The organism is Massilia suwonensis, from assembly GCF_042655665.1.
In the GTDB taxonomy this organism is placed as follows: domain Bacteria; phylum Pseudomonadota; class Gammaproteobacteria; order Burkholderiales; family Burkholderiaceae_D; genus Telluria; species Telluria suwonensis.
Genome location: NZ_JBHSMR010000008.1, coordinates 180,320 through 192,864, shown reverse-complemented (window position 1 = coordinate 192,864; position 12,545 = coordinate 180,320). Strand labels below are relative to the sequence as shown.

The 12,545-nt window shown below is 64.3% G+C and carries 9 protein-coding genes; 3 read left to right on the top strand and 6 right to left on the bottom strand.

Going from position 1 to position 12,545, the window contains the following annotated elements:
* Positions 1–10: 10 nt before the first annotated feature.
* Positions 11–1,477: a D-alanyl-D-alanine carboxypeptidase/D-alanyl-D-alanine endopeptidase gene (dacB, locus tag ACFPQ5_RS04330; RefSeq protein WP_379752040.1), complete on the bottom strand. Its 1,467-nt coding sequence runs from the start codon at positions 1,475–1,477 to the stop codon at positions 11–13.
* A gap of 8 nt (positions 1,478–1,485) precedes the next feature.
* Complete coding sequence (locus ACFPQ5_RS04325; protein WP_379752039.1) at positions 1,486–2,724, bottom strand: nucleoside recognition domain-containing protein; 1,239 nt, start codon at positions 2,722–2,724, stop codon at positions 1,486–1,488.
* Between the two features lie 230 nt (positions 2,725–2,954).
* On the opposite strand from ACFPQ5_RS04325, the gene ACFPQ5_RS04320 reads away from it, so the two are divergent.
* The 3 genes from ACFPQ5_RS04320 (at position 2,955) to ACFPQ5_RS04310 (ending at position 8,852) form a co-directional block, all read left to right on the top strand.
* Positions 2,955–4,757, top strand: a complete 1,803-nt coding sequence (locus tag ACFPQ5_RS04320) for an ABC transporter substrate-binding protein (RefSeq protein WP_379752038.1) — start codon at positions 2,955–2,957, stop codon at positions 4,755–4,757.
* 270 nt (positions 4,758–5,027) lie between these two features.
* Positions 5,028–7,712, top strand: a complete 2,685-nt coding sequence (locus ACFPQ5_RS04315; RefSeq protein WP_379752037.1) for a TonB-dependent receptor — start codon at positions 5,028–5,030, stop codon at positions 7,710–7,712.
* Positions 7,713–7,790: 78 nt separating this feature from the next.
* Entirely contained in the window at positions 7,791–8,852 is a 1,062-nt protein-coding gene (locus tag ACFPQ5_RS04310) for a S66 peptidase family protein (RefSeq protein ID WP_379752036.1), read from the top strand.
* 11 nt (positions 8,853–8,863) lie between these two features.
* Here ACFPQ5_RS04310 and ACFPQ5_RS04305 read toward each other — a convergent pair whose 3' ends face one another.
* The 4 genes from ACFPQ5_RS04305 to ACFPQ5_RS04290 all read right to left on the bottom strand — a co-directional run bounded on the left by ACFPQ5_RS04305 (position 8,864) and on the right by ACFPQ5_RS04290 (position 12,413).
* The gene (locus ACFPQ5_RS04305; RefSeq protein ID WP_379752035.1) at positions 8,864–9,940 is read right to left on the bottom strand and encodes an MORN repeat-containing protein; all 1,077 of its coding nucleotides are present in this window, start codon (positions 9,938–9,940) and stop codon (positions 8,864–8,866) included.
* Positions 9,941–10,034: 94 nt separating this feature from the next.
* Positions 10,035–10,604, bottom strand: coding sequence for a GNAT family N-acetyltransferase (locus tag ACFPQ5_RS04300; RefSeq protein ID WP_379752034.1), 570 nt, complete (start codon positions 10,602–10,604; stop codon positions 10,035–10,037).
* A complete protein-coding gene (locus ACFPQ5_RS04295) occupies positions 10,588–11,715 on the bottom strand; it encodes an acyl-CoA dehydrogenase family protein (RefSeq protein WP_379752033.1) in 1,128 nt (375 codons plus the stop codon). The genes ACFPQ5_RS04300 and ACFPQ5_RS04295 overlap by 17 nt, the downstream gene beginning before the upstream one ends.
* A 29-nt stretch (positions 11,716–11,744) precedes the next feature.
* On the bottom strand, positions 11,745–12,413 hold the full coding sequence (locus tag ACFPQ5_RS04290; protein WP_379752032.1) for an SDR family oxidoreductase: 669 nt from the start codon (positions 12,411–12,413) through the stop codon (positions 11,745–11,747).
* Positions 12,414–12,545 lie beyond the last annotated feature (132 nt).

The following is a 12,545-nucleotide window of genomic DNA, read 5'->3' as shown; positions in this document are numbered from 1 at the left end:
CCACCCTACCTCAAGGCGTCGGCGTTGCTACGCCTGACTTCGCTACCCAATCCACCAAGGCATCGACCACGGCGCGTCCGCGTCCTTCTCCGGCCAGGTCGTCGTTGACCATGGCCACCACCACGTTCTGCACCCCGCTCGCATCCGGCACATAGCCGGCCACCGCCACCACATTGCGCAGCGTTCCCGTCTTCAAGCGGGCGCGGCCGGCGGCCGGGCTGCCGTTCAGGCGCCGGCGCATGGTGCCGTCCGTTGCCGCGATCGGCATGCTGGCCAAAAATTCCGGCGCCCAGTTGCTGCGCAGGCCGGCGCGCAGCAGGCCGCCCATCTGCACCGGGCTGATGCGCTCGATGCGCGACAGGCCGGACCCGTTTTCGATCACGAATCCGCTGTCGTCGATGCCGTGCGCGCGCATCCAGTTGCGCACCGTGGCGTCGGCGCGGGTGTACGTCGTCTGGTCCGGCGCCAAAGGCAGCGGCCGGCTGCCCAGCACCGGATCGGCTTCCAACGCGCCCAGGCTCAGGAACAGGGTCCGCGCCAGCGCATTGTCCGAGGGTTTATTGGTATCGCGCACCACTTCCGGCAGGGCGCGGGCGCGGTGCTCGGCCAGCAGGCGGGCATCCAGCGGCGCCGTGCCGGCCAGGGTCTTGCCGTCCAGCTTGCCGCCCAGCTGTTTCCACTTCAGGCGGAACAGGCCGTCGATATAGGCGTCGCGCTCGAGCACGTTGATGCTGTTGGTCCTGGCGCAGTTCTTCGGGTAGGTGCCCTGCAGCACGACCTTGATTTTATTGTCGTCCGTGTGCACGACCTGCGGCAGCTTCCAGCCGTCTTCCCATTTCGCGCAATCGGCGTCGATCAGGGTCATGCCTGAGGTGATCGTCACGCCGGACAGGGCCGGCTGCATGTCCAGCTGCATGCGCTTATCGGTCGAGCGCATGTCGATCTGCAGCATGTTCTTGTTGATCAGCAGCGCGTCGGGAATGACGTTGTAATACGCCTCGGGCGACTCGTCGAAAGGCGGCAGGCCGACGTCGAGCCGCGCCGGCTGGAACACGCCGCGGTCCAGCACCAGGTTGCCCGCGATGCGGCGGATGCCCGCATTGTGCAGGGCGCGCAGCATGCCTTCGAGTACCTCGTCGGAGAGGTCGGCGTCCGCCCCGCCGCGCAGCACCAGGTCGCCCTTTAAGACGTCCTTGTCGACCTCGCCGTTCGTCAGCAGCTCGGTCCGTCCGCGAAACACCGGGCCCAGGTGCTCGAGGCTGACCAGGGTCGTCACCAGTTTCATGGTGGAGGCCGGCTGCATCGGACGTTCCGCCAGGTGCGACAGCACGACCTGGTCGCCACGCAGCACGAGGGCGCTGACCGAGGCCGGCGTCATGCCGTGCTGCGCCAGCAGGCTTGCCACCGGTTCCGGCAGCTGCGCCTGCGCGGGCAGGCAGGAGAACAGGGCGACGGCGAGAGCGAGCGGGCGGAGCATACGTTTCCTTAACCGAAGAAGAGGTAAGCCACAAAAATGGCGGCGATCACGCCGGCGAGGTCGGCCAGCAGGCCGTAGCCGATCGCATACCGGGTCTTGCGGATGCCGACCGAGCCGAAATACAGGGCGACGATATAGAAAGTGGTATCGGCGGCGCCCTGCAGGATCGAGGCCAGGCGGCCGACGAAGGAATCGACGCCATAGGTGTTCATGGCGTCGATCATCATGGCGCGCGAGCCGCTGCCGGACAGGGGTTTCATCAATGCCGTCGGCAGGGCGCCGACGAAATCGGTGCGCAGGCCGAGGTGCTGGAACACCCATTCGAAAGCATTGACGACCATCCCGAGGATGCCGGAGTTGCGTACCACGCTGATCGCGACCAGCATGCCGACCAGGTAGGGAATGATCTTCAGCGAGGTCTCGATGCCGCCTTTCGCGCCTTCGATAAAGGCTTCGAAGACATTGACCCGCTTGCGCAGGGCCGCCACCATGAACGCGGCGATGATCGAGAACAGGATCAGGTTGGCGACCACGACCGAGAACAGTTCGATCTCGTTCTTGGCGAGATAGTTGGTCATGTAGAACACGAGGGCGCCGATGACGGCCGTCAGGCCGCCGATCCAGCCGAACACGACCGGGTGGAGCAGGTTGATGCGTTGGCGCAGGCTGACGGCCACGATGCCGGTCAGCGTCGAGCAGAAGGTCGCGATCAGGGTCGGAATGAAAATGTCGGCGGGATTGGCCGCGCCCAGGATGGCGCGCTGGGCCATGATGGCCAGCGGGATCACGGTCAGGCCGGAAGTCTGGATCACCAGGAACATGATCTGGGCGTCGCTGGCCTCGTCCTTGTGCGGATTCAGGGTCTGCAGGCTTTCCATGGCCTTCAGGCCGAAGGGCGTCGCCGCATTGTCCAGGCCGAGGATATTCGCCGAAAAATTCATCACCATGTGGCCATTGGCCGGGTGATCGCGCGGCACCCCGGGAAAAATCCGCGAGAAGAAGGGCGCGATGATGCGCGCGAACAGGTTGATGGCGCCTGCCCGTTCGCCCACGTTCATGATCCCGAGCCACAAGGTCATCACGCCGGCCAGCGGCAGGGCGATGTCCATCACCGCCATCTTGGCCGAACTAAAAGTGCCGTCGATGATGCGCTTGAAGATTTCGGTATCGCCCAGGAAGATCCACTGCCCGAGTGCGGCAACGAAGCCGACGAGGAAGAAACCAGTCCAGATGTAATTTAAAGCCATGTTCAGTCCGATAAGGCGGCAGGGCAGCGCATAAAGCTGCTGGTTCGAGGCCGCAGACGAAGTCACGGCAATCCTGCGCACGATTGTGCAGCGGAGAGTATAGGCGCAGAGCAAGCTGCACAGATGAAAGAATGCAGCCGCGCCATGCAGAAAAGTTATGAGCGCAGCGTTTCGTTTGCCTGGGGCGCATACCGCGCCTATGATACGCACGCTCAACCAGGACTTGCACCATGACACTTCGCGCCACGCTATCCGCCCTGCTGTTCGCCGCCGGCACCGCCACCTGCACGCTGCCAGCCAGCGCAGCGCCAGCTACCCCTGCCCAGGGCGAAAAAGTGCTGCACATGTTCCTGTCCACCAGCGAAACCGGCCTCGATCCGGCCGCCGCGTCCGACATCGCCACCCTGTCCCTGCTGGAAAACCTGTTCGACCCGCTGCTGCGCTACGACTACCTGGCGCGCCCCGTCAAATTGCGTCCCAACACGGCAACAAGCATGCCGGAAGTCAGCGCCGACAAGCGTACCTATACGTTTCATATTCGCCCCGGCATTTATTTCACGCCCGACCCGGCATTCAAGGGCGTCAAACGCGAGATGACGGCGCAAGACTATGTGTACAGCCTGACGCGCCTGTACGACCCGTCCTTGAAATCGCCCTGGTCGTACATGTTCGACGGCAAGCTCGAGGGCGACGAAGTCCTGAAAAAACGTTTTAGTTATGACACGTCCATCCCTGGCCTGCAGGCGCCCGACAAATACACGCTGCGCATCCGCCTGAAGGAAGCCGACAACAATTTCCTGTTTTATATGGCCACGCCGGCAACGGGCGTCGTGGCGCGCGAAGTGATCGAGGCCTATCCGGGCCAGGCCGGCAACCACCCGGTCGGCACCGGACCCTTCATGCTGGGCGACTGGAAGAGAAGCGACCGCATCGTCCTGCTTGCCAATCCCTATTCGACCGCCGTGTTCAGCGCCACGCCCGGGAATGACCCGGAAGACCGCCAGATTGCCGCCGCATTGAACGGCAAACGCCTGCCGCGGGTCGACCGCGTGGAAGTGAAAATCGCCGAGGAATTCCAGGGCCGCATGCTCGGCTTCCTGAACAACGAATACGATTACCTGGAGCAGGTGCCGGAATCGATGACGGAGATGGTGATCCGCGACGGCGAACTAAAACCGGAACTGCAGGCGCGCGGCATGCGCCTGTCGCGCTTTCCCGTGCTGCAGACCTATTACATGTGGATGAACATGAACGATCCGGTGCTGGGCGGCTATGCGAAGGACCGGATCGCCCTGCGCCGCGCCATCTCGCTGGCCTACAACAGCGCCGAAGACATTGCGCTTTTAAAAAAGGGCTTTGCGATCAAGGCCGAGTCGCCGCTGCCGCCCAACGTGCTCGGCTACGACCCGAGCTATCGCAGCCCGGTGCCCTACGACCCGGCGCTGGCCAACGCCTTACTCGACCGCCACGGCTACGCCAAGCGCGATGAAGAGGGCTTCCGCCGTGCGCCGGACGGCAAGCCGCTGACCCTGACCATGCACAGCGAAGCGACGGTCGGCGGCCGCCTGCGCGACGAGCTGTGGCGCAAATGCCTGAACGCGATCGGGCTGCGTGTCGTCTTCAAATCGGACAAGAAGACCGAGATCATCAAGGCCTCGCGCCTGGGCAAGGTGACCATGTTCGAGAGTAACTGGATCGCCGACTTCCCCGACGGCGACAATTTTTACCAGCTGCTGTATGGCCCGAATGCGGGACGCGCCAACTACGCCCGTTTCAATTTGCCGGCCTATAACAGCCGCTACGAACAGGCGCGCCAATTGAGCGACGGGCCGGCGCGCCAGCAGCTGTATGGCGAAATGAACCAGCTCATTCACGCCTACAATCCCTGGGTGCCGCTGACCCATGCGGTATCGGCCGACATCCGCCATTCGTGGTTAAAAAACTACAAGCGTCATCCGGTCGAATTCACGTCCTGGCGTTATCTGGATGTCGATGTTGCGGAAAGAGCACGCGCTGCCCAGCGCGCGCGTTAGAAAGTGATAGATTTCCGCTTATAAACATTCCTCGAAGTTATACTTCTCGCCAGTTATTTCATTGGCTGGCGCCCCATGCGCGGCGTAGTCTCGGAACGACTCATAACGTAATGCCGTGACATTACACATAAGCGACATAGTGCGCATTGTTGACAAGTTTGACGGAACCCTTAGGAGAGACGCGTGAAGTTAAAGAAATTAGCCCATCTGATTGCATTGATCGGGGTGGCAAGCCCGGTAGTTGCACAACAGCTGCAACCGAATACACCGATGGCACGCGTCGAGGTCACCGGTTCGAGCATCAAGCGCATCGCCAAGGAAGGCGCGCTCCCGGTCCAGACCATCACCTTCGAGCAGATCGAAAAGCAGGGCATCACCACGACCGAAGAGCTGGTCCGCACCATCTCCGCCAACGGCACCGGCGCCGACAACATGACCTCCGGTAACAACGTGTTCGGCGCCGACGCCGACCGCGTCAGCGGCGGCGCTTCCTTCGCCTCGCTGCGCGGCCTGGGTCCGAACAGCACCCTGGTGCTGCTGAACGGCCGCCGCATCGCTACCCACGGCGGCAGCGGCAAGGCGGTCGACCTGAACTCGATCCCGCTCTCCGCCATTTCCCGCGTCGAGATCCTGAAAGACGGCGCCTCGGCCATCTACGGTACCGACGCGGTCGGCGGCGTGGTCAACTTCATCCTGCGCACCAACTACCAGGGCCTTGAGGCCTCGGCCACCGCCAACGTCACCGAAGCCGGCGGCGGCACCACCCGCCGCGCCACCCTGCTGGCTGGCCATGGCGACCTGGAAAACGATCGCTTCAACGTGATGGCAGCCGTCACCGTCGACAAGAACGACATGCTGCACTCGCACGACCGCGATTTCGCCAATGGCTTCCAGCCTTCCCGCGGCCTGTCGCCGGACACCACCGGCACGCCGTTCGCGAACCAGCTGACCGGCGCCGGTACTGCCCTCGGCTCGAATTTTACGGTCCCGGGCGATGCCACCAAATACCTGCAGGCCAACCTGCTGAGCTTCCAGAACAAGTGCGATTCGATTCCCTACATGTCGCAGTACCAGAGCGAGCTGTGGAAGGATGTCACGCCGGTCACGCGTACCCGCTTCTCGTGCGCGTATGACTACGGCGCCGACTACGTCATGATGCCGCCGGCCGAGCGCGCCAACGCGATCGCCCGCGGTTCCTTCCAGATCGCACCAGGCCACCGCCTGTTCGTCGAAGGCATGGCCTCGCGTTCGAAAGTGACGTCGATCCTGACCCCGCTGCAGATCTCGACTTCGCTGGCGAACGGTAACGCCTACCCGGTCAACGGCCCGTACTACCAGGACCTGTCGCAGTACATCTCGACCTTCGACAAGACCAAGCCGATCATCTACAAGTGGCGCGCCACCGATTGGGGCAACCGCACGATGGACAACACCACCGAGAGCGCCCGCCTGCTGGTCGGTCTCGAGGGCACGCTGGATCGCTGGGACTACAAACTCGGCCTGTCGCGCGCGATGAGCAAGACGCAGACCGCGCTGACGGACGGCTACGGCTACACCACGCAGATCTACCAGGCGCTGGGCAGCGGCAAGATCAACCCATGGCTCGCCCCGGGCCAGACCCAGACCGCCGAAGCGATGGCGCTGATCGAGTCGACCAAGTTCCGCGGCGACCTGCAGCACGGCCGTACCACGCTGACCCAGCTCGACGGCTCGATCTCGGGTGAGGTGTTCGACCTGCCGGCCGGCGCTGTCGCCGCCGCGGTCGGCTTCGACCTGCGCCGCGAAGGCTACGAATACGGCCAGGACGCCGATGCCACCCAGATCCTGCTGGCGCCGGGCAATGCCGCGCTGAAGGAAGCGACGCGCGACATCAAGGCCGTGTACGCCGAATTGATCATTCCTGTCGTAAAAGACCTCGAAGTCCAGCTGGCGGTGCGCCGCGACGACTACAGCGTGATCGGCGCGACCACCAATCCGAAGATCGCCTTCCGCTACCAGCCGGCCAACTGGCTGCTGTTCCGCGGTTCGGCCAACAAGGGCTTCCTGGCGCCTAGCTTCACCCAGCTGTATTCGGCGTCGCTCGACCAGGAACTGCCGAACGGCACGATCGATCCGGTCGGCTGCCCGCTCAATCCGGGTAATCCCGACTACTGCGCGATCCCACGCCTGGACTACAAGAGCGGCGGCAATTCGAACCTGAAGCCGGAAACCTCGAAGCAGGGCACGCTGGGCATGGTGGTCGAGCCGTTCAAGGGCTTCTCCGCTTCGCTCGACTACTGGATCATCAACACCCAGGACAAGATCCTGAACCGCACGCCGCAGATCATCCTGGCCAACCAGCCGGGCCTGGCAGCGAACGTGATCCGTAATCCGGCCAACGGCAGCGGCGTCGGCACCATCGACTACGTGCAGGCGGGCTGGATCAATGCCGGCGGCGTCAAGACCCGCGGCGCCGACCTCGGCCTGCGCGCCGACGGCAAGGTAACGGACGTCAAATGGAGCGCAGCGCTGGACGGCACCTGGACCCAGAGCTACAAGTTCGCCGAACTGGCCGGCCAGCCGTTCAAGGAATACGTCGGCCAGTTCTTCACGCGCGACCTGTACCTGCGCTGGAAGCACAGCGCGACGCTGACCGTCAGCCGTGGCGACTGGAGCGGCATGCTGAGCCAGTACTTCGCCAGCGGTTACAAGGACCAGCTGCCGAACAAGGGCATCGGCGCACCGCCGGCCGGCTTCGATCCTGACGTGTCGAGCTACACCCGCTTCGGCCTGTCGACGACCTACACCGGCTTCAAGAACACGTCGATCACCTTCGGCATCCAGAACCTGTTCGACCGCGATCCGCCGTTCACGGCGCACAACGTCGACGAAGTGGTCGGTGCCGGCTGGGATCCACGCGTAGCCGATCCACGTGGCCGTTCGTACTCGCTGACGCTGAAGCACAAGTTCTTCTGATCGACCGTGAGACAATCTGCAGCCCCGGGAAGCGCCAGCGCGTTTCCCGGGGCTGTTTTTTCTATTAAACCAAGCCGCATGAGCATCAGCCGCCGCGCCTTTTCTTCCCTGCTTGCTGCTGCCGCATTGCTGCCGGCCGCCGCGCTGGCCGCGCCGCGCAAGCGCCCCTCGATCCGCCCCCGCATGAAAACCCTGATCAAACCTCCCCGCCTGCAGCCGGGCGACACCGTCGGCCTGATCGCCCCCGGCGGCTACGCCACCGAAAAATCGATCGCGAAAGCCCGCCGCAACATCGAGGCCCTCGGTTTCAGGGTGCGCGAAGGCGCGTCCCTGCGCGAAGTGAACGGCAATTATGGCGGCACCGTGCCGCAGCGGCTGGCCGACCTGCACGCCATGTTCGGCGACCCGGAGGTCAAGATGATCTGGCCGGTGCGCGGCGGTTCGGGCTGTATCTCGCTGCTGGCCCGTCTCGATTTCAAGCTGATCCGGGATAACCCGAAAATTTTATTGGGCTATTCCGACATCACGGCGCTGCACCTGGCGATCCTCAAGCACGCGGGACTGGTCACTTTCCACGGGCCGGTGGCCTCGTCGACCATGACCGATTATTCAATCGAACACATGATGGCGGTGCTGTCCGGCCCGCAGCCGACGTACACGATCCCGATGGCGCTGGAAAACAGCCGGCGCGCGTTGGAAAAGCCGCATTTCGCGATGCGTACCGTGCACGGCGGCGTGGCGACTGGCCCCCTGATCGGCGGCAACCTGAGCCTGGTCGCGGCCCTGGCCGGCACGCCCTACGCGCTTGATTTCAAGGACGGCATCCTGTTCCTGGAAGAGGTGAACGAAGCGCCCTACCGGATCGACCGCTGGATGACCCAGCTCGATCTATCGGTCGGCTTTTCGAAGGCGGCCGGGGTCATGATCGGGATTTGCGAAGACTGCGGACCCGAGCACGAAGACATTTCGCTCACGCTCGACGAGACGCTGGACATGCACTTGCAGCCGCTGTCGATTCCGGCCGTGACGGGCTACTCGATCGGGCATATCCGCGACCAGTTCACGATTCCGATGGGGATCCGCGCCACCATCGATACGCAGCGGCAGACGGTGACCTTGCTGGAGCCGGCGGTCAGCTGAGGTCGCGTCCTTCAGGTTGCGTCGGCGACCGAAAAACTGTAGTGGAGCGGATAGACCATGTCGCAGGGCTCGCCCCTGCACAGCGCCGGCTTGAATCGCTCCAGCATCAACTGCGTCGACAGTGCGCGTACGAAGGTGGCGCTGGGCGCGCCATAGGCCGTCACGCTGAGCGGCTTGCCATCCTTGCCGACCAGGACGTGTACCAGCAGCTCGCCCTTGACCAGGCCGAAGGTGTAGTTCATGCGCTGCACCGTGTCGAACAGCGGACCCTGGCCCTTGGCCGGAAACGGCGGCTCGTCGCCGGCTTCCAGCGCCGGATAGCCCATGCGGACGACGTTTTTCTGACCCGGCGTCAGCTCATCCCAGCGTGCATTCATGGGCAGCGCGGAAGTGGTCCCCTCGTAGTTAGCGGGACTCCACCTCATGCCGCCGGTGGTGCGGTAAAGGCCTTTCTCGACCTGCGCTGCGGGCAGGCCGGCGACGCGGCCATCCTGGAACAGCCCTTCGTACTTGTGGCCGGCGCCGGCGTAGACGATGGTGCCCTGGCCGTCGAATACGTCGTTCTTCCAGCTGCCGGTATAGCTGCCGCCGGTGGTAAACGTCGCTTCCCCCTGGCCGTGGCGCACGCCCTGAATCCAATCGCCCGTGTAACGCGAGCGGTTGACCGTCAGGTGCGTGCCCTTGCCATGCGGTGCGCCCTTGACGAACGCGCCTTCGTACCAGCCCCAGTCTTCCACCTGCAGGTAGCCCTGGCCTTCCGGCAAGCCGTTTCGGGTCGTACCCTCGTAGATCGCCTTGCCGAACTTGAGAACCGCCTCGCCGCTTGCCGCGCCGCGCACCAGCGTCGCGTCGAGCATCGCCATGCCGAAGGCCGCATTGGTCCAGGTGAGTACCCCTTTGCCGCTGGCATAACCGTCGACACAGCCGCCCGTCCACTTCACTTCGCTGGTTGGTGCCGGTTCGAGCGGCGCAATGCGGCAGTCGGCCGCGCCGAGCCAGGCCGGCTCCGTGGCCAGGGCAGGGGCGCCTGCTGCGGCGAGCGAGGCGAAGAATACGGCGAGGGAAGGGCAAAGACGACGAATGTGCATGACAGAGACTCGATGGGGAAAAACGATGCTTGAATGCATCATTATGCGTCTTTCCTCTGTTGCAAGTAAAGCAATATAGGACGGGGAGCGCCTGTCAGAGCTTGTGCACCATGTACACATACCCATGCTGCTCGCCATCGATACGGAACAGGTCGGGCAATTCGCCGGCGAAGACGAAGCCGCAGCGCTCGTACAGGCGGCGCGCCGGCGCGTTGTTCGACAAGACTTCGAGGTCGACCCAGTCGAGACCTGGCTGGGAACGCGCCCAGTCGAGCGCCGCCGCCAGCAGGCGCTCGCCCAGTCCCTGGCGGCGCCAGTCGCGGTGTACGCCCATGCCGAGCAGGCAGCGGTGGGCGGCGGCCCGTTCGGGCCGCGCGCGCAGGTCGACGTGGCCGGCAATGGCGCCGTCCGCATCGAGCGCCATCCAGGCACGGCGCCAGCCCGGCGCGCCGACCTCCGCATTCAGGCCGATGGCAAACGCCGCGCGCTTGTCGACGGGGAAGCGCGAATCGGCGCGCGCCATCGGCTGGAACAGGGGCGTGCCGGCGCGGCCGTTGTCCTGCAGGTGCTCGTCCAGGTAGACGAACAGGGCCGGCAGGTCGGCCGGCGCGACGGCCTGGATCGCAGGTGGCGCCGCGCCGCTCATCTCAGAGTGCCCGTGCAATCAGGATCTTCTGGATGTCGCTGGTGCCTTCGTAGATCTGGCAGACGCGCACGTCGCGATAAATGCGCTCGATCGGGAAATCGGCCACATAACCGTAGCCGCCGAAGACCTGCATGGCGCTGGAAACAACGCGCTCGGCCATCTCGGAAGCGAACAGCTTCGCCATCGCCGCTTCCTTCAGGCAGGGCACGCCCGCGTCTTTCAAGGAAGCCGCATGCAGGATCAGCTGGCGCGCCGCTTCGATCTGCATCGCCATCTCCGACAGGCGGAACTGCACGGACTGGTGCTCGAAGATCGGCTTGCCGAAGCTCTCGCGCTCTTTGGCGTAGCTCAGCGCCGCCTCGAAGGCCGCGCGCGCCATGCCGACCGATTGCGAGGCGATGCCGATGCGCCCGCCTTCCAGGCCGGACAGGGCGATTTTATAGCCCATGCCTTCTTCGCCGATCAGGTTACGCGCCGGGATGCGGCAGTTCTCGAATACGATCTGCGCCGTGTCCGACGAATGCTGGCCCATCTTGTGTTCCAGGCCGGCGACGATGTAGCCGGGGGTGTCGATCGGTACCCAGAAGGCGCTGATGCCCTCCTTGCCGGCCGCCTTGTCGGTCACCGCCATGACGATGGCGACGTCTCCGTATTTGCCGCTGGTGATGAACTGCTTGGTGCCGTTGATGACGTATTCGTCGCCGTCGCGCGTGGCGGTAGTGCGCAGGGCCGATGCATCGCTGCCCGTGTGCGGTTCCGTCAGCGCGAAGGCGCCCAGCATCTCGCCTTGCGCCAGCGGGCGCAGGAAGCGTTCTTTCTGCTCCTCGTTCGCGTACATCATGGCGATCGAGCACACCGGGCAGTTGTTGACCGAGATGATGGTCGAGATGCCGCCGTCGCCGGCCGCGATTTCTTCCAGCACCAGCGCCAGCGACACGTAGTCGAGGCCCGCGCCGCCGTATTGTTCCGGCACCGCCACGCCGAAGGCGCCGAGCTGGGCCAGTTCCTTCAGTTCGGCTTTCGGGAAATAGTGTTCCTTGTCCCAGCGGGCGGCCTGCGGGGCCAGGCGCTCCTGCGCAAAGCTGCGCAGGGCGTCGCGGATCATCTGGTGTTCTTCGGTCAGGATCATGGTGTCTCGTATGTTGTTGTGTGATCGGCTTACCAGGGAATCGGGGCGCCGTCGTGGTTCAGGAAAGTGCCATTCGCATCCGGCTGCGCGTTCGCCAGCGTGGTGCGCAGGTCGCGCACACTGTCTTCGACCGATAGCGCGGCGCCGGCGCCGCCCATGTCGGTCTGGACCCAGCCCGGATGAAAGGCGATGCAGGTGGCGCCTTGCGGGCCGAACGTGATGGCCGTGTCGCGCAGCACCGAGTTCAGGGCCGCCTTGCTGGCGCGGTAGAGCGAGCCGTTGGCGCTGTGGCGCCCGCCGATCGATCCCATCTGCGAGGACAGCACGCCGAGTTTGCCGCGCGTGAGAGCGACCAGCGGCGCGACGATCGGCAGCAGGCGCATCGCGGCCAGCACGTTGGTGTGCATCACGGCGTCGAAATCCTGCTGGGTAGGAAAACCGTCGTGGCGCGGGCCGTACAGGCCAGCGACCAGCCAGGCGGTGTCGATCTTTTCGTCGTCGAGCTTCCAGCCCAGGCCGGCGATGGCCTCGGTATTCGTGACGTCGAGCTCGTGCGGCTCGGCGCCCAGTTGTTTCAGTTCTTCGAGGTCTTGCGGCTTGCGGGCGGTGGCGATCACGCGCCAGCCGTCAGCACGGTATTGACGCGCCAGTTCGTGGCCGATGCCCCGCGAGGCGCCGATGATCAAAGCGGTAGGCATGATGTTGTCCCTATGAGTTCGTAGGGTGGACGGCTCTGCCGTCCACGCGTTCAAGCACCAGAAGAATAACCGCAATGCGATTGCAAACACGTGCGTTGAACGCGTGGACGGAAATCCGTCCACCCTACGAGA

What these genes read in the sequence shown, in the direction of transcription:
- dacB (WP_379752040.1), bottom strand. Translation starts at nt 1,477, where the DNA reads ATGCTCCGCCCGCTCGCTCTCGCCGTCGCCCTGTTCTCCTGCCTGCCC.
- ACFPQ5_RS04325 (WP_379752039.1), bottom strand. Translation starts at nt 2,724, where the DNA reads ATGGCTTTAAATTACATCTGGACTGGTTTCTTCCTCGTCGGCTTCGTT.
- ACFPQ5_RS04320 (WP_379752038.1), top strand. Translation starts at nt 2,955, where the DNA reads ATGACACTTCGCGCCACGCTATCCGCCCTGCTGTTCGCCGCCGGCACC.
- ACFPQ5_RS04315 (WP_379752037.1), top strand. Translation starts at nt 5,028, where the DNA reads ATGGCACGCGTCGAGGTCACCGGTTCGAGCATCAAGCGCATCGCCAAG.
- ACFPQ5_RS04310 (WP_379752036.1), top strand. Translation starts at nt 7,791, where the DNA reads ATGAGCATCAGCCGCCGCGCCTTTTCTTCCCTGCTTGCTGCTGCCGCA.
- ACFPQ5_RS04305 (WP_379752035.1), bottom strand. Translation starts at nt 9,940, where the DNA reads ATGCACATTCGTCGTCTTTGCCCTTCCCTCGCCGTATTCTTCGCCTCG.
- ACFPQ5_RS04295 (WP_379752033.1), bottom strand. Translation starts at nt 11,715, where the DNA reads ATGATCCTGACCGAAGAACACCAGATGATCCGCGACGCCCTGCGCAGC.
- ACFPQ5_RS04290 (WP_379752032.1), bottom strand. Translation starts at nt 12,413, where the DNA reads ATGCCTACCGCTTTGATCATCGGCGCCTCGCGGGGCATCGGCCACGAA.